We start from the raw sequence: 16,541 nt of genomic DNA on the forward strand, positions 1-16,541 counted from the left end.
GCATCGCAACGTCACCGCTCCCGCGATCACCGCCGTTTCGACCCTGCTCGTGATGGCGTGGCTGGCTTCGCCACGCGCGCCCACTGCCCCCTCCTTGTCCGATACCCCGCAGGACGCGCCCACTCCCACGGCCGGGACGCCGGAAGCTTCACCCTCCCCCCCGCGTCGGCTGCACAGCTCCCTGTCCATGCCGTATTTCTCGTTCGCACAGCCGCTGACCCCACGGAGCTGACCATGAGCGACATCCAGTGGAGCGACGGCGCTCCCATCTACCGCCAGCTGAAGGAGCGCGTGATCGCCATGATGCTCGACGGAATCCTCAAGCCGGGCGATGCCCTGCCTTCGGTGCGCCAGGTGGCCGCCGACTACCAGCTCAACCCCATCACCGTTTCGCGCGCCTACCAGGAACTGGCTGACGAAGGCCTGGTCGAGAAGCGCCGGGGCCTGGGCATGTTCATGACCGAGCAGGCGGCCACGCAGCTGCGCAGCAGCGAGCGCGAGCGCTTCCTCAATGAAGAATGGCCGGCCGTCCTGGAGCGCATCCAGCGCCTGGGGCTGAGCCTCGACGAATTGCTGACCCAGGGGAAAGTCTGATGAATGCCAGCCTCACCAGTACCGCTGCAAGCGACGCGGTCATCACCGCCCGCGGCCTGCGCAAGGCCTACAAGAGCACGGTCGCGCTCGACAATGCCAGCTTCACCATTCCGGCGGGCCGGATCATCGGCCTGATCGGACCCAACGGTGCCGGCAAGACCACCGCGTTGAAGGCCATCCTCGGCCTGACCACGGTGGAAGGCGACCTCAGCGTGCTCGGCCGCGACCCGCGCCTGCATCGGGATGAGCTGATGAAGGACATCTGCTTCATCGCCGACGTCGCGGTGCTGCCCCGCTGGCTGAAGGTGCGCGAGGCCATCGACTTCGTCGCCGGCGTGCATCCACGCTTCGATCGCGCCCGCTGCGAGCGCTTCCTGGCCAACACCAAGCTGCAGCCGAAGCAGCGCGTGCGCGAACTGTCCAAAGGCATGATCGTGCAGCTGCACCTGGCCCTGGTGATGGCCATCGACGCCCGCGTGCTGGTGCTCGACGAGCCGACCCTGGGCCTGGACATCCTGTACCGCAAGGAGTTCTACCAGCGCCTGCTGGAGGACTACTTCGACGAGCAGAAGACGATCATCGTCACCACCCACCAGGTCGAAGAGATCGAGCATATCCTCAGCGACGTCATGTTCATCCGCGACGGCCGCATCGTGCTCGACGCAGAGATGGACGATGTCGGCCAACGCTACACCGAGCTGCTGGTCAACGCCGAGCAGCTCGATACCGCGCGTGCGCTCAAGCCGATCGACGAGCGCGCCCTGGCCTTCGGCAAGACCGTGCTGCTGTATGACGGCGTGCCGCGTGACCAGCTCACCTCCCTCGGCGAGACCCGCAGCCCGGGCCTGGCTGATCTGTTCGTCGCTGTCATGAAGGGGACCTACGCATGAACGCCGTCAATCATCCCGTCGGCCCCGCCGGCACGCTGCGCTGGCTGCTCAAGCGTGAGTACTGGGAGAACCGTGGCGGGTTCCTCTATGCGCCGCTGATTGCCGGCGTGGTGTCGCTGCTGATGAGCGGTGTGGGCATCGCCTTCGGCCTGTTCGCCCTGCATCGGGCTGCGCGCGACGGCAATCTGCACATCGATGGCGAGGACGTGAACATCAACGGCCTGGACCTGGCGCTGCTGACCCGCAACATCAGTGCCAAGGACATGGCCGACCTGGGCAACGGCCTCGACCTGACCCTGGTGCTCAGTTCGGCCTGGCCATTCCTGGTGCTGGCGTTCGTGATGTTCTTCTACTGCCTTGGCGCGCTGTATGACGATCGCCGCGATCGCAGCATCCTGTTCTGGAAATCGCTGCCACTGTCCGATACCCAGACCGTGCTTTCCAAGGTGATCAGCGCGTTGGTGATCGCCCCGCTGATCGCAGTGGTCGCGGGCATCCTGACCATGTTCGGCTTCCTCGCCATCATCAGCCTGGTGGCCGCGCTGCACGGTGGCAGCCCGATGAACCTGATCTGGGGACCGGCCAGCCCGCTGACCCTGGCCGCCGGCCACCTGTCCTGGATTCCGGTCTATGTCCTGTGGGCGCTGCCGACCGCCGGCTGGCTGCTGCTGTGCTCGGCCTGGGCCAAGTCCAAGCCGTTCCTGTGGGCAGTGATGCTGCCGCTGTTCGCCGGGATCATCGTCTCCACTACCAAGGTCATGACCCTGTTCGGGCTCACCAGCGGCTGGTTCTGGCAGAACGTCGTCGGTCGCCTGCTGCTCAGTGGCGTACCCGGCATGGACCTGATCTACCGCACCGGCCTGCAGGATTCGCGTGCGGACCTGGAATCGGTCACCGCGCTGATGGGCCCGGTCGCGCAGCTGAAGTCGCTGGCGATGCCGGGACTGTGGATCGGCGCTGCGTTCGGCGCGCTTTTCATCTTCCTTGCCATCCGCCTGCGCCGCCGCGCCGGCGAAATCTGACCCCTTACCGGAGCCACCACCCATGCGTTCCCTGCTCGCCTGTACCGCGTTGTTGCTGATGCCGCTGTCGGCCCTGGCCGCCGATGCACCCAACTGCAAGTTCACCGCTGCACGCACGTTGAAGCTGGACGCGGCCGGTGCCAAGGCGGTGGTGTTCGAGGTGAACCAGTTCGATCTGAAGGTGACCGCCCGCAGTGGAGGCGGTCAGCTCGACGGCCGTGCCTGCGCGTCCAGCCAGGATCTGCTGGACCAGCTGGTGCTGGACCAGCGCCGGGAAGGCGACAAGCTGGTGGTCAGCCTGCGCCGCGCAAGCCGTGCCGGCCTGAACCTGGGCAACTTCTACGCCTGGCTGGACATCCGCGGCAGCGTGCCGGACAACCTGCCGTTGCAGTTCAAGGTCGGCTCCGGCGACGCCAGCATCGACAACGCGCAGTCACTGAGCGTGGATGTCGGCTCCGGCGACGCCGTTGCGCGCGGCACCCGCGGCACCATCCATGCCTCCGTCGGCTCCGGCGACCTTGAGATCGACGGTGGCAGCGCACTGAACCTGCTGTCGCTCGGCTCGGGTGACGTCAAGGCGCGCAACATCGGGGGCGACGCGATCATCGGCACGGTCGGATCCGGCGACCTCACGATCAGCGACGTGCGTGGCAACGCACGTCTGGACACGGTCGGATCGGGCGACGTCGACTTCAAGCGCGTGCAGGGCAGCGTGCAGATCGGCGTGGTGGGCTCGGGGGGCATCGACCTGGGTGACATCGGCGGCGATGTGCACGTGCGCAGCCATGGCTCCGGCGACGTCGAGGTCGATGGCGTGCGCGGCAACCTGACCGTCGATCACAGCGGCAGCGGCGACGTCGTGCACCGCAACGTCAGCGGCAGGGTCACCCTGCCCCGCAACAAGTAAATCCCAACCCACCGATTCGAGGGGAATGCCATGAACCTGATGCGCCTGCTGCCTGCCACCCTGCTGTGCCTGCCGCTGATCGCCTGCGGTGGCACGTCTTCCGCGCCCGACACCAGTGTCGGCAAGAGCGTCGCCGAAACCTCCAGCGGCGTTGGCAGAAAAGTCCAGGAAGCCATGGATGAGGCCCGCAGGGAGATCACTGAGGGCAACATCAAGATCTCCGCCGACAATCAGCCGCGCGCGGAGATCACGCCGGACGGACAGCTGCTGATCGGCGGCAAGGATGTGCCGACCAACGACGCGCAGCGCCGCCAGCTGCTGGAGTACCGCGGTCACGTGGTCGCCATCGCGACGGACGGGATGAATGTCGGCCTGGCCGGTGCCAAGCTCGGTGCCAGCGCTGCCGGTGAAGCGCTCAAGGGTATCTTCAGCGGTGACAGCGAAGGCGTGGAGAAGCGGATCAACGCCGAGGCCGCCAAGATCGAAGCGCAGGCCAAGCGCATCTGCGACCGCCTGCCGGCGATGCTGGCCAGCCAGCAGGCGCTTGCCCGCGAACTGCCGGCCTTCAAGCCCTACGCCAGCATGGACCAGAGCGACGTCGACGACTGCGGGAAGGACAGCTCGGTCACCTTCTCCAACTGAGACACTTCAGCGCAGCCGGCCGGCAGCGGGCCCCCGCTGCCGGCACCGGGCTTACAATGGGCACCCCGGACGCCCCCGATCAAATCGTCATGAAGAAGCTGTTTCTGCTGCTGGCTGCCCTGTTCTGCCTGGGCCTGGCCGGCTGCGACCAGGATTACCGCAACCACCGCGCAGAGCGTGGCAAGCCCAAGATCTCCGTCAGCGAAGGCATGGTGACCGTGCGCCGTCCACCGGCACCGAACATCATCATCCTGGCCGACGGCACGATGAAGATGGACGAGATCCAGATTCCGCTGGACGATGCGCAGAAACAGATGCTGCAGACGATGTTCGGCAAGCTGCAGGTACTGCGCCAGAACACGCTGGTGGCCGCCCCGGCCGATCCGAACATGCAGCCGGTGAAGATCCAGCCGCCGGAGGGCATGGACGTCATTCCAGGCGACCTGATCCAGCGCATCCCCGAGTTCAAGGACTACACCGAGACCTTCGACAACATCGTCGCCGACCGTCGCTGAACGCAAACGCCGCCCGAGGGCGGCGTTTCTCATTGGCCCGGCAAGCCTGCTCGGCAGATCAACCGCCGCCACCGCCTCCCGCATGGATGCCGCCAGCGGTCAGCGCCGTCGGATCCAGCAGTCGCCGCAGTTCCGCTTCGCCCAGGCCGCTGTCCTCCAGCGCCACCTCCAGCACCGGCCGCTGTTCCTTGTAGGCGCGCTTGGCGATTGCCGCGGCCTTCTCATAGCCGATGATCGGGTTCAGCGCAGTGACCAGGATCGGGTTGCGCGCCAGCGCCTCCGCCACGCGATCCTCGCGCACCTTCAGGCCTGCGATGGCGCTGTCGGCCAGCAGCGTCGACACGTTGGCCAGCAGGCCGATGCCTTCGAGCAGGTTCACCGCGATCAGCGGCAGGGTCACATTGAGCTGGAAATTGCCGGTCTGCCCGGCCACCGTGATCGCCGTGTGGTGACCGATCACCTGCGCGCAGGCCATCACCGTCGCCTCCGGAATCACCGGATTGACCTTGCCCGGCATGATCGAGCTGCCCGGCTGCAGGGCCGGCAGTTCGATCTCGCCCAGCCCCGCCAGCGGCCCGGCATTCATCCAGCGCAGATCGTTGGCGATCTTGATCAGCGCCACCGCCAGCGCATTGAGCTGGCCGGACAGCTCCACCGCATCGTCCTGCGCGGCCAGGCCTTCAAACTTGTTGTCGGCACTGTCGAACTTGAAACCCGAGTGCTGCTTGAGGGCCTTGGCCACCTGAGCGCCGAAACGCGGATCGGCATTGATGCCGGTACCGATGGCGGTGCCGCCCAGCGGCAGCCGGCGGACGCGCTTGAGGCTGTCCTCGATGCGCGCCTGTGCCGATGCCAGCTGTGCCGACCAGGCACCGAACTCCTGCTCGAAGGTCAGCGGCATGGCGTCCATCAGGTGGGTACGGCCGGTCTTGACCACCTTGCGCAGGCTGCGGCCCTTCCTGTCGATGGTCCTGCGCAGATGCGCCAGCGCGGGCAGCAGCTGTTCGTGCGCCGCCAGCACCGCCGAGACGCGCAGCGCGGTCGGGATCACGTCATTGGAGCTCTGCCCCTGGTTGACGTGGTCGTTGGGATGGACCGTGGTCTTGCCGGCCTTGCCGGCGCGGTTGGCCAGGGTCGCGATGACCTCGTTGGCATTCATGTTCGAGGACGTACCCGAACCGGTCTGGTAGACATCGATGGGGAAATGCGCGTCCCAGTCGCCCGCCGCCACTTCCGCGGCGGCGGCCTGGATCGCCTTGGCCACGTTCCTGGGCAGGTGGCCCAGTTCGGCGTTGACGCCGGCAGCGGCGCCCTTGACCAGACCCAGCGCACGGATGAACCCGCGCGGCATGCGCTGGCCGGACACCGGGAAATTCTGCACGGCGCGCTGGGTCTGCGCGCCCCACAGGGCGTCGGCAGGCACCTGCAGCTCGCCCATGCTGTCGTGTTCGATCCGGAACGCCCGGGAGGCACCCTTGCTTGCAGCTTTGCTCATTGCATCGACTCCGCACTACTTCAGTTGGGGAAAGGGAAGCGGCGGCTGGCAGGGTGTCGCTTCCCGGGCTGGCGGCGGTAATCACGATACTCTCTTGCCCGTTGCATGGCATGACGGAAGCGGGCCGGATCGTTTCATCTGCGGCACCGTTGCCCATCGGGAGCGGCGGGCCCGGCCGGGCGAGGACAGCGCGCAGCCTCCCTGCGCCCGGCGTGGCCCGGTGCTGCCAAGCATGCGAAGGCCACGCGTCGTAGAATATCGGCCCCGCCGCTCGCTCCCGCCCTGCCGACATGTCCGATTCCGCCCTGCTCGCCCTGTCCCCGCTCGATGGCCGCTACGCCGGCAAGGTCGATGCCCTGCGCCCGATCTTCTCCGAGTACGGCCTGATCAAGGCCCGCGTCACGGTCGAGGTGGAGTGGCTGCTGGCGCTGGCCGCCGAGCCGGGCATCGTCGAGCTTGCAGCGTTCTCCGAAGCCGCCACCGCCCGTCTGCGCGCACTGGCCAGCGGTTTCAGCCCCGCCCATGCCGCCCGGGTGAAGGAGATCGAGCGCACCACCAACCATGACGTCAAGGCGGTGGAGTACTTCATCAAGGAGCAGCTGAAGGACGACGCCGAGCTGGCGCCGGCACTGGAGTTCGTGCATTTCGCCTGCACCAGCGAGGACATCAACAACCTCAGCTACGGCCTGATGCTCGAGCAGGCGCGCCGCGAGGTGCTGCTGCCGACGCTCGACGGCATCGCCGCCACCCTGCGTGGCCTGGCCCACGCCCAGGCCGCGCGGCCGATGCTGTCGCGCACGCACGGCCAGACCGCTTCGCCGACCACCCTGGGCAAGGAGCTGGCGAACGTGGTGGCGCGCCTGGAGCGTCAGCGCCGCCAGATCGCCGCGGTCGAGCTGACCGGCAAGATCAACGGTGCGGTCGGCAACTACAACGCGCACGTCGCCAGCTACCCGGACGTGGACTGGCCGGCCTTCGCCGAACGCTTCGTGACCGGGCTGGGCCTGGTGTTCAACCCGTACACCACGCAGATCGAGCCGCACGACAACGTCGCCGAAATCGGCGATGCCGCCCGCCGCGCCAACATCATCCTGATCGACCTGGCCCGCGACATCTGGGGCTACATCTCGCTGGGCTACTTCAAGCAGCGCCTGAAGGAAGGCGAAGTCGGCTCGTCGACCATGCCGCACAAGGTCAACCCGATCGATTTCGAAAATGCCGAAGGCAACTTCGGCATCGCCAACGCGCTGTTCGAGCATTTCAGCGCGAAGCTGCCGATCAGCCGCTGGCAGCGCGACCTGACCGACTCCACCGTGCTGCGGGCGCTGGGTACCGCCTTCGGCCACAGCCAGGTGGCGCTGGACTCGCTGGCCAAGGGACTGGGCAAGCTGGAGGTGAATCCGCAGCGCCTGGATGCCGACCTGGATGCGGCGTGGGAAGTGCTGGCCGAAGCGGTGCAGACGGTGATGCGCCGCCACGGCCTGCCGAACCCGTACGAGCAGCTGAAGGCACTGACCCGCGGCCAGGGCATCACCGCCGAGTCGATGCGGGCGTTCGTACAGGGGCTGGAGCTGCCGGCGGATGCGAAGCAGCGGCTGCTGGAGATGACCCCGGGCAGCTATACCGGTCTGGCCGAGGCGCTGGCGAAGAAGATTTAAGGGGTTTCCTTTGCGGCGGCGGCCGCGGGCGCTGCCTGCGGCAGGCAACGGCAACAGCAACGGCAACGTCAAAGGCGGCTCTGGGTTTCTGCCGTGTTTGGCGGGGCGGATTGGGTTCGCGGGGGACGCCGTGAACCCATCCCTGGGGGCTTGGCCGCGGCATCCATGCCGCGGACACCCCCGCGAACCCAACCCGCCCCACCTCTGACAGCGTCCCGGTGACGGATCGAAGAGCATTTGTTGTCGGGACGGAATGTGAAGGAGGGACGCGGCTTTGCCGCGTCCCTCCTTGTTTTTGGGATTCTGCAGAGCCGAGCAAGCGCAGCGTGTGACCCGCTGTTGCCTTTGATTTTCTTCTTCCATTCCGTGGCGGACCCCGCAGGAAACTGTCAGGGGCCGGGCGGGTGGGCTGCGCGGGGGTGTCCGCCGCATGGATGCGGCGGCCAAGCTTACAGGGACGTACTTGCAGCGTCCCCCGCGCAGCCCACCCGCCCGGCCAGGCACGGCTTTTTTGCCTTCACGCGACCAAGCACCCGCCACGAGGGGCTCCGCCGTTGGCAGGACACCCCGCGACAAACCACCGCACGTGCGCAATCCCAACGAACGTCGGACAATGGACGCCTTGGCGGCACGCCGCGCCGCCCTCCCGCTTTCCGCTGCAAGGATTCCCCCATGGCCGCCCGCAAGTCCTCCGCCCCGCTCATCGAAGTCACCGCCCGTCCCGGCCAGCCGCTGGGCATGTCCCCGGCCGTGTTCCTGCGCGATTTCTGGCAGAAGCGTCCGCTGCTGACCCGCAACGCCTTCGCTGATTTCCAGTCTCCGGTGCAGCCGGAAGACCTGGCCGGGCTGGCCTGCGAAGAAGGCGTGCTGGCACGCCTGATCGAGCACGACAAGCGCCAGGACGGCTGGCGCGTACGTACCGGCCCGTTCCAGGAAGACGTATTCCCCGCCCTGCCCGACCACGACTGGACCCTGCTGGTGCAGGACGTGGACAAGTGGGACCCGGACGTGCGCGCGCTGATCGAGCACTTCCGCTTCCTCCCGCGCTGGCGCATGGACGACGTCATGATCAGCTTCGCCGCCACCGGCGGCTCGGTCGGTGCCCACGTCGACCAGTACGACGTGTTCCTGCTGCAGGCCCAGGGCCATCGTCGCTGGCAGATCGACGCCAGCGAGTCGATCAAGGGCCGGCGCCCGCCGCTGGGGTTCCGTCCGGACGTGGAACTGAAGCTGCTGGAGGTGTTCAAGCCCACCCACGACTGGGTGCTGGCGCCCGGCGACATGCTCTATCTGCCGCCGAACGTGCCACACCACGGCGTCGCCGAAGACCCCTGCCTGACGTTCTCCTTCGGCATGCGCGCGCCGTCCTCGGCCGAACTCATCAGTGACTACCTGGACACCCTGATCGCCGATGCCGACGAGAACATCCGCTATCAGGACCCCGACCTGAAGCTGCCGGCCGATCCGAACGAGATCGACACGGTGGCGATGGCACGGGTGATCACCGCCCTCAACGCCATCCGCATGAACGACCCGGACAAGCTGGGCGACTGGTTCGGCCGCTTCATCACCACCTACCGCGCCGCCGGCGAAGTGATGGCCCACCAGGCCGCGCCGGAACAGGAAGAGGTGGTCGCCGCCCTGCAGTCCGGCCTTCTGCTGCAACGCCACCCCTGGGCCCGCCTGGCCTGGCGGCGGGCCAAGCGGGGCGCCAGCCTGTACGTCAGCGGCCAGGACTTCGCGCTGCCGGTGAAGGATGCGCAGCGCCTGGCCGGTGCCGAGCAGCTCGACGCGGCCGCCTATCGCGGACTGTCGGACAAGGGCCGCGCGGTGGTCCAGCAGCTGCTGGTCGGCGGCGTGTTCCAGCTGATCGACCCCAGCGAGCTGTATGGCGCCGACGACGAGAGCGAGGATGAAGGCGTCCTCGGTGAGGTGGTCGAAGGCCGCGACCAGGTGGAGGTGATCGATGACGACGCCGTGTCCGACGATGTCCACGTGGTGACCGTGCATGACGATGGCATCGAGGTCATCGTCAACTTCGAAGACGACGAAGAAGACGACAGCGACGCCGGTCGCGCCTGAGTCATGCCCTCGATCCGCGTCCATCAGGTCGGTCATGCCGATGCGCATGGCGCCATCCACGCTGTGCGCCAGCAGGTGTTCGTGCAGGAACAGGGCATTGCCAGCGAACTGGAGCGCGACGCGATGGACCCGGTCAGCGCCCATGTACTGGCGCTGGATGCCGACGGCACGCCGGTCGGCACGGGTCGGCTCACACCTGATGGTCGCGTCGGCCGCATGGCGGTGCTGGCGAGCCACCGCAGCCAGGGCATCGGTGAAGCCCTGCTTGAGGCCCTGGTCGAGGCCGGCCATGGCCTCGGCCTGGCCGAGCTGCATCTGCACGCACAGCTGCCCGCCCGCGACTTCTACGCGCGGCAGGGCTTCCTGCCTGAGGGCGAGGTCTTCAAGGAGGCCGGCCTGGGGCACCAGCAGATGCGCCGCCGGCTGGATGCGGCCAGCGCGATCAACAGCCGCGCCGAGGCCGTGGCCGCCACCACCGCCATCCTCCACCGTGCCCGTCGCCAGGTGTGGCTGCACAGCCACCTGCTGGACCCGGGCCTGCTCGATGCCGGCCCGGTACAGGCCGCCCTGCGCCGCTTCGCCAGTGCCCGCCACGACAAGCAGCTGCGGGTGATCGTGCATGACGCGGCAGCCATTGGCCGTGCCGGCGCGCCGCTGCTGGCGATGGCACAGCGGCTGCCCAGCGTGATCCTGTTCCGCGAGGTGGCCGATCCGATCGACCGGGCACTGGCGTCCGCCTGCCTGATCAATGACAGGGGCGACTTCTACTTTCGTCTGATCGGCCATCGCCTCGACGGCGAGGCCGGCACCGCGCTGCCGGCACGTTCGCGGCAGTTCGAGCAGCAATTGCAGCGCGTCTGGGACCGTTCGCGCGATTGCAGCGAACTCCGCGCGCTCGGCCTCTGAGCGCGACGGTCGGGTTCAACCTGTCTGGAAGCGGCACCGGGGGACGCACGATGGCCTCCGCGATGCCCCTTCGTGTCCGGATGGAGGTACAATTTGGCTGTTTGAACGCGCCTGCGCAGGGCTATTCATCTTCCTGCCGGGTCCTTCTTAAGCCATACCCCACAAAGCGAATCAACACCCTCCATCGTGGACAATCTACTGAAGCAGTTTGCGCAATCTTCGCAACTCGCCGGCGGCAACGCCTCCTATGTCGAGGATCTGTACGAGCAGTACCTCGTCTCCCCGGACAGTGTCGATCCCAAATGGAAGACCTACTTCGACGGCTTCAAGGGCCGCGAAGCAGGTGACATTCCGCACTCGGCCGTCATTTCCCACATCGCGGACGCGGCCAAGGATGCGCTGAAGGCCGGCACCGGCGCAGGTGCGGGCGACGAGCGTGAGCGCAATGTCGGTCGTCTGATCACCGCCTACCGCTCGCGCGGCCACCTGGACGCCCGCCTGGACCCGCTGGGCCTGGCTGCGCCGGTCAATACGCCGGACCTGGGCCTGCCGTTCCACAGCCTGTCCGATGCCGACCTCAACAGCGAGTTCAGCACCGGTGGCGTCGGCGGCCAGCCGCGCATGAAGCTGCGCGATCTGCTGGCGCGCCTTAAGGCGACCTACACCGGTTCGATCGGTGCGGAGTTCATGCACATCGCCGAGGTCGAGCAGCGCCAGTGGATCTACAAGAAGCTGGAACTGGCCGGCGGCAACTACCAGCTGGACGCTGACACCCAGCGCCGCACCCTGGAGCGCCTGACCGCGGCCGAAGGCCTGGAGCGCTACCTGCACACCAAGTACGTCGGCCAGAAGCGCTTCTCGCTGGAAGGCGGCGATGCGCTGATCCCGATGATGGACACCATCATCCGCAGCGCCGGCAAGGACGGCGTCAAGGACGTGGTGATCGGCATGGCCCACCGCGGCCGCCTGAACGTGCTGGTCAACACCCTGGGCAAGAACCCGCGCAAGCTGTTCGACGAGTTCGAAGGCAAGTTCGAGCACGACGAGCACGCCTCGGCCGGCGACGTGAAGTACCACATGGGCTTCTCCGCCGACGTGGCCACCGAGGGTGGCCCGGTCCACCTGGCGCTGGCGTTCAACCCGTCGCACCTTGAAATCGCCGACCCGGTCGTGGCCGGTTCCGTGCGTTCGCGCCAGGAGCGCCGCAAGGACACCGCCCGCAAGCAGGTCATGCCGATCCTGATCCACGGCGACGCGGCCTTCTCCGGCCAGGGCGTGGTCATGGAACTGTTCCAGATGTCGCAGGCCCGCGGCTTCGCCGTCGGCGGCACCGTGCACATCGTGGTCAACAACCAGGTCGGCTTCACCACCTCCAATCCGCTGGATACGCGCTCCACGCGCTATGCCACCGACGTGGCGAAGATGATTGCCGCACCGGTGCTGCACGTGAACGGAGATGACCCGGAAGCGGTGGTGTTCGCCGCGCAGCTGGCGTTCGAGTTCCGCCAGAAGTTTGCCAAGGACGTGGTCATCGACCTGATGTGCTACCGCCGTTGGGGCCACAACGAGGCCGACGAGCCGGCGATCACCCAGCCGCTGATGTACCAGGTGATCCGCAAGCACCCGACCACCCGCGAGATGTATGCCGAGCAGCTGGAAAAGGCGGGCGTGATCGCCGCCGGCGCCGGCAAGGCGATGGTCGATGCCTACCGCGAGAAGCTGGACGCCGGCGAAGTGACCACCGAACTGGCCAAGGTCGAGAAGACTCCGCCGAGCAGCCCGCTGTTCGTTGATTGGCCGAAGCTGCTGGAAGGCAAGCTGTCCGACCCGGTCTCGACCAAGTTCGAGAAGAACAAGCTGGTCGAGCTGGCCAAGCTGATCAACACCATCCCGGACGAAGTGCAGCTGCACTCGCGCGTGGCCAAGGTCTACGACGACCGCCGCAAGATGGCCGCTGGCGAGATTCCGGGCGACTGGGGCTTTGCCGAGAACCTGGCCTACGCCACCCTGCTGGACGAAGGCCATGCACTGCGCCTGGTCGGCCAGGACGTCGGCCGCGGTACGTTCACGCACCGCCACGCGATCCTGCACGACCAGAAGACCGACAACTACTACATGCCGCTGCGGCAGCTGGTGGATTCGCCGGAGAAGGCCACCGTCATCGATTCGCTGCTGAGCGAAGAAGCGGTGATGGCCTACGAGTACGGCTTCTCCACCACCGATCCGAACACGCTGTGCATCTGGGAAGGCCAGTTCGGCGACTTCGCCAACGGCGCCCAGGTGGTGATCGATCAGTTCATCGCCGCCGGTGAAGCCAAGTGGGGCCGCATTTCCGGCCTGACCCTGCTGCTGCCGCATGGCTATGAAGGGCAAGGCCCGGAACACAGCTCGGCGCGCCTGGAGCGCTTCCTGCAGCTGTGCGCGCTGGAGAACATGCTGGTGGTCGTGCCGTCGACCCCGGCCCAGGCCTTCCACATGCTGCGTCGCCAGCTGCACATGACCACCCGCAAGCCGCTGGTGGTGATGTCGCCGAAGTCGCTGCTGCGCCACAAGCTGGCGGTGTCGACCCTGGACGAGCTGGCCAACGGCGAGTTCCAGCACCTGATCGGCGATGCCAATGCCGACGCCAAGAAGGTCAAGCGCGTGGTGCTGTGCTCGGGCAAGGTCTACTACGACCTGCTGGAAGACCAGACCAAGCGTGGCCAGGACGACGTGGCGATCATCCGCGTGGAGCAGCTGTATCCGTTCCCGCGTGCCCTGCTGGCTGCCGAACTGAAGAAGTATGGCAAAGCCACCGACGTGGTGTGGACGCAGGAAGAACCGCAGAACCAGGGCGCGTGGTACCAGATCCGCCACCACCTGCAGTTCTGCCTGGCCGAGGGCCAGAACCTGCATTACGCCGGTCGCGCACGTTCGGCGTCGCCGGCTGCCGGTCACATGGCTGACCATGTCCGCGAGCAGCAGCAGCTGATTGCCGACGCACTGGTCAACCCGTTCAACGACCAGGTCGCTGAATAACTCTCCTCCCCCTTATTTAGAAGACAAACCAGGAAGCTCCCGCATGGCCACCGAAGTCAAAGCCCCGGTACTGCCCGAATCCGTCGCCGACGGCACCATCGCCACCTGGCACAAGAAGGTGGGCGACGCCGTCAAGCGCGACGAAAACCTGCTTGACCTGGAAACCGACAAGGTCGTCCTGGAAGTGCCGTCGCCGGTCGATGGCGTGCTGAAGGAGATCAAGTTCGACGTGGGCGCCACCGTGACCTCCAGCCAGGTCGTGGCGATCATCGAGGAAGGCGCCGTGGCGGCTGCCCCGGCTCCGGCCGCTGAAGAGAAGAAGGCCGATGCCCCGGCTCCGGCCGCAGCCGCTGCTCCGGCTCCCGCCGCGGCTCCGGCCCCGGCAGCCAAGTCGGCTGCCGATGCGCTGCCGCCGGGTGCCCGCTTCACCGCCATCACCGAGGGCGTGAACCCGGCCGACGTGGACGGCACCGGCCGTCGCGGCGCGGTGACCAAGGAAGACATCGTCAACTTCGCCCGCAACGGCGGCGCCGGCAAGGCCGGTGGCGCACGTCCGGAAGAACGCGTGCCGATGACCCGCATCCGCAAGCGCATCGCCGAACGCCTGATGGAGTCCAAGAACTCCACCGCCATGCTGACCACCTTCAACGAAGTCGACCTGTCCAAGGTGTCGGCCGCGCGCAAGGAACTGCAGGACGAGTTCGTCAAGGCCCACGGCATCAAGCTGGGCTTCATGAGCTTCTTCGTGAAGGCCGCCGCCAACGCGCTGCAGCGCTTCCCGCTGGTCAACGCGTCGATCGATGGTGACGACATCATCTACCACGGCTACTCGGACATCTCCATCGCCGTGTCGACCGAGAAGGGCCTGGTGACCCCGGTGCTGCGCAACGTCGAGCGCATGTCGTTCGCCGACATCGAGAAGACCATCGCCGACTACGCCAAGAAGGCCCGTGACGGCAAGCTGAGCCTGGAAGAACTGCAGGGCGGCACCTTCACCGTGACCAACGGCGGCACCTTCGGCTCGCTGCTGTCCACGCCGATCATCAACCCGCCGCAGAGCGCCATCCTGGGCATGCACGCCATCAAGGAGCGTCCGATCGCCCAGAACGGCCAGGTCGTGATCGCGCCGATGATGTACCTGGCGCTGTCCTACGACCACCGCATCATCGACGGCAAGGACTCGGTGCAGTTCCTGGTGGACATCAAGAACCAGCTGGAAAACCCGGGCCGCATGCTGTTCGGCCTGTAAGACCTCCCGCCCTCTTCCGCGCCCGCGCGGAAGGGGGTTCCGGTAAAGCATCAAGGACTAATTCAATGGCTGAACAATTCGACGTCGTCGTCATCGGTGCGGGCCCGGCCGGTTACCACGCTGCCATCCGCGCGGCCCAGCTGGGCCTGAAGACCGCCTGCATCGACGCAGCGCTGGGCAAGGATGGCAAGCCGGCGCTGGGCGGCACTTGCCTGCGCGTGGGCTGCATCCCGTCCAAGGCGCTGCTGGATTCCTCGCGCCAGTTCTGGAACATGAGCCACATCTTTGGCGACCACGGCATCAGCTTCAAGGACGCCAAGATGGACGTCGAGGCGATGGTTGGCCGCAAGGACAAGATCGTCAAGCAGTTCACCGGCGGCATCGCCATGCTGTTCAAGGCCAACAAGGTCGCCACCTACTACGGCTTCGGCGAACTGCAGCCGGGCAACGTGGTCAAGGTGAAGCAGCACGACGGCTCGGAAGTCGAGCTGAAGGGCACCAACGTCATCATCGCCGCCGGTTCGGATTCGATCGAACTGCCGTTCGCCAAGTTCGACGGCGAGACCATCGTCGACAACGTCGGCGGCCTGGACTTCACCGAAGTGCCGAACCGCCTGGCGGTGATCGGCGCCGGCGTGATCGGTCTGGAGCTGGGCAGCGTGTGGAAGCGCCTGGGCGCTGAAGTCACCATCCTCGAGGCGCTGCCGGAGTTCCTGGCCGTCGCCGACGCCGAAGTCGCCAAGACCGCGGCCAAGGAATTCAAGAAGCAGGGCCTGGACATCCGCCTGGGCGCCAAGGTCTCCAAGACCGAGATCACTGGCAAGGGCAAGAAGAAGGAAGTCGTTGTCACCTACACCGACAGCGAAGGCGAGAAGACCCTGACCGTGGACAAGCTGCTGGTGGCCGTCGGCCGTCGCGCTGCCACCAAGGGCCTGCTGGCTGAAGGCACCGGCGTGAAGGTCAACGAGCGTGGCCAGATCGAAGTCGATGCGCATTGCCACACCGGCGTCGATGGCGTCTGGGCGGTGGGCGACTGCGTGCGCGGCCCGATGCTGGCGCACAAGGGCTTCGAGGAAGGCATCGCCGTGGCCGAACTGATCGCCGGCCTGCCGGGTCACGTCAACTTCGACACGATTCCGTGGGTCATCTACACCGAGCCGGAACTGGCCTGGGTGGGCAAGACCGAAGCACAGCTGAAGGCCGAAGGCATCCCGTACAAGGCCGGCAGCTTCCCGTTCGCCGCCAACGGCCGTGCCGTGGCAATGATCGAGCCGGCAGGTTTCGTGAAGATCCTGGCGCATGCCGAGACTGATCGCATCCTCGGCATGCACCTGGTCGGCGCCAACGTGTCCGAGCTGGTGCACGAAGGCGTGCTGACCATGGAGTTCAGCGGTTCGGCCGATGATCTGGCCCGTATCTGCCACGCCCACCCGTCGCTGTCGGAAGTGGTCCACGACGCGGCGATGGCGGTCAGCAAGCGCGCCATCCACAAGGCCAATTGATCGGCCCGGTGGCATGACAGGAAAACCCCGCCTCGGCGGGGTTTTTTTGTTTGGCCTTCTG

The 16,541-nt window shown here is 66.8% G+C and carries 13 protein-coding genes; 12 read left to right on the plus strand and 1 reads right to left on the minus strand.

The annotated features are described in order from the left end of the window. Positions 1-234 precede the first annotated feature (234 nt). The 6 genes from ACZK08_RS12815 (at position 235) to ACZK08_RS12840 (ending at position 4,570) form a co-directional block, all read left to right on the plus strand. Positions 235-594, plus strand: coding sequence for a GntR family transcriptional regulator (locus tag ACZK08_RS12815; RefSeq protein WP_053515392.1), 360 nt, complete (start codon positions 235-237; stop codon positions 592-594). Beyond that, entirely contained in the window at positions 594-1,484 is an 891-nt protein-coding gene (locus tag ACZK08_RS12820; protein WP_065176059.1) for an ABC transporter ATP-binding protein, read from the plus strand. Before ACZK08_RS12815 ends, ACZK08_RS12820 begins: the two co-directional genes overlap by 1 nt. Continuing rightward, a complete protein-coding gene (locus ACZK08_RS12825) occupies positions 1,481-2,506 on the plus strand; it encodes an ABC-2 transporter permease (protein WP_065176060.1) in 1,026 nt (341 codons plus the stop codon). Before ACZK08_RS12820 ends, ACZK08_RS12825 begins: the two co-directional genes overlap by 4 nt. A gap of 22 nt (positions 2,507-2,528) precedes the next feature. Further along, positions 2,529-3,413, plus strand: a complete 885-nt coding sequence (locus tag ACZK08_RS12830) for a DUF4097 family beta strand repeat-containing protein (protein WP_065182911.1) — start codon at positions 2,529-2,531, stop codon at positions 3,411-3,413. A 30-nt stretch (positions 3,414-3,443) separates the two neighbouring features. After that, positions 3,444-4,055 carry a YggN family protein gene (locus ACZK08_RS12835; RefSeq protein ID WP_065182912.1) on the plus strand — a complete coding sequence of 204 codons (612 nt, stop codon included), beginning with the start codon at positions 3,444-3,446 and terminating at the stop codon, positions 4,053-4,055. An 89-nt stretch (positions 4,056-4,144) separates the two neighbouring features. Further along, the gene (locus ACZK08_RS12840) at positions 4,145-4,570 is read left to right on the plus strand and encodes a hypothetical protein (RefSeq protein WP_065182913.1); all 426 of its coding nucleotides are present in this window, start codon (positions 4,145-4,147) and stop codon (positions 4,568-4,570) included. Positions 4,571-4,628: 58 nt separating this feature from the next. Here ACZK08_RS12840 and ACZK08_RS12845 read toward each other — a convergent pair whose 3' ends face one another. After that, on the minus strand, positions 4,629-6,065 hold the full coding sequence (locus tag ACZK08_RS12845) for a class II fumarate hydratase (RefSeq protein ID WP_065182914.1): 1,437 nt from the start codon (positions 6,063-6,065) through the stop codon (positions 4,629-4,631). Positions 6,066-6,355: 290 nt separating this feature from the next. On the opposite strand from ACZK08_RS12845, the gene purB reads away from it, so the two are divergent. The 6 genes from purB (at position 6,356) to lpdA (ending at position 16,480) form a co-directional block, all read left to right on the plus strand. Beyond that, positions 6,356-7,723 (plus strand): adenylosuccinate lyase, encoded by a 1,368-nt coding sequence (purB, locus tag ACZK08_RS12850; RefSeq protein WP_065182915.1) that lies wholly within the window; start codon positions 6,356-6,358, stop codon positions 7,721-7,723. 672 nt (positions 7,724-8,395) lie between these two features. Continuing rightward, positions 8,396-9,805 carry a ribosomal protein uL16 3-hydroxylase gene (locus ACZK08_RS12855; protein WP_065181976.1) on the plus strand — a complete coding sequence of 470 codons (1,410 nt, stop codon included), beginning with the start codon at positions 8,396-8,398 and terminating at the stop codon, positions 9,803-9,805. Positions 9,806-9,808: 3 nt separating this feature from the next. Further along, on the plus strand, positions 9,809-10,711 hold the full coding sequence (locus tag ACZK08_RS12860) for a GNAT family N-acetyltransferase (protein WP_065181975.1): 903 nt from the start codon (positions 9,809-9,811) through the stop codon (positions 10,709-10,711). A 186-nt stretch (positions 10,712-10,897) separates the two neighbouring features. After that, positions 10,898-13,729: a 2-oxoglutarate dehydrogenase E1 component gene (locus tag ACZK08_RS12865; protein ID WP_065181974.1), complete on the plus strand. Its 2,832-nt coding sequence runs from the start codon at positions 10,898-10,900 to the stop codon at positions 13,727-13,729. Between the two features lie 43 nt (positions 13,730-13,772). After that, positions 13,773-14,978: a dihydrolipoyllysine-residue succinyltransferase gene (gene sucB / locus ACZK08_RS12870; protein ID WP_065175459.1), complete on the plus strand. Its 1,206-nt coding sequence runs from the start codon at positions 13,773-13,775 to the stop codon at positions 14,976-14,978. A 65-nt stretch (positions 14,979-15,043) separates the two neighbouring features. Beyond that, positions 15,044-16,480, plus strand: coding sequence for a dihydrolipoyl dehydrogenase (lpdA, locus tag ACZK08_RS12875; RefSeq protein WP_053515369.1), 1,437 nt, complete (start codon positions 15,044-15,046; stop codon positions 16,478-16,480). The last annotated feature ends 61 nt before the right edge of the window (positions 16,481-16,541 follow it).

The sequence above is a fragment of the Stenotrophomonas sp. 112478_Sma genome (genome assembly GCF_056479905.1).

What these genes read in the sequence shown, in the direction of transcription:
- ACZK08_RS12815 (WP_053515392.1), top strand. Translation starts at nt 235, where the DNA reads ATGAGCGACATCCAGTGGAGCGACGGCGCTCCCATCTACCGCCAGCTG.
- ACZK08_RS12820 (WP_065176059.1), top strand. Translation starts at nt 594, where the DNA reads ATGAATGCCAGCCTCACCAGTACCGCTGCAAGCGACGCGGTCATCACC.
- ACZK08_RS12825 (WP_065176060.1), top strand. Translation starts at nt 1,481, where the DNA reads ATGAACGCCGTCAATCATCCCGTCGGCCCCGCCGGCACGCTGCGCTGG.
- ACZK08_RS12830 (WP_065182911.1), top strand. Translation starts at nt 2,529, where the DNA reads ATGCGTTCCCTGCTCGCCTGTACCGCGTTGTTGCTGATGCCGCTGTCG.
- ACZK08_RS12835 (WP_065182912.1), top strand. Translation starts at nt 3,444, where the DNA reads ATGAACCTGATGCGCCTGCTGCCTGCCACCCTGCTGTGCCTGCCGCTG.
- ACZK08_RS12840 (WP_065182913.1), top strand. Translation starts at nt 4,145, where the DNA reads ATGAAGAAGCTGTTTCTGCTGCTGGCTGCCCTGTTCTGCCTGGGCCTG.
- ACZK08_RS12845 (WP_065182914.1), bottom strand. Translation starts at nt 6,065, where the DNA reads ATGAGCAAAGCTGCAAGCAAGGGTGCCTCCCGGGCGTTCCGGATCGAA.
- purB (WP_065182915.1), top strand. Translation starts at nt 6,356, where the DNA reads ATGTCCGATTCCGCCCTGCTCGCCCTGTCCCCGCTCGATGGCCGCTAC.
- ACZK08_RS12855 (WP_065181976.1), top strand. Translation starts at nt 8,396, where the DNA reads ATGGCCGCCCGCAAGTCCTCCGCCCCGCTCATCGAAGTCACCGCCCGT.
- ACZK08_RS12860 (WP_065181975.1), top strand. Translation starts at nt 9,809, where the DNA reads ATGCCCTCGATCCGCGTCCATCAGGTCGGTCATGCCGATGCGCATGGC.
- sucB (WP_065175459.1), top strand. Translation starts at nt 13,773, where the DNA reads ATGGCCACCGAAGTCAAAGCCCCGGTACTGCCCGAATCCGTCGCCGAC.
- lpdA (WP_053515369.1), top strand. Translation starts at nt 15,044, where the DNA reads ATGGCTGAACAATTCGACGTCGTCGTCATCGGTGCGGGCCCGGCCGGT.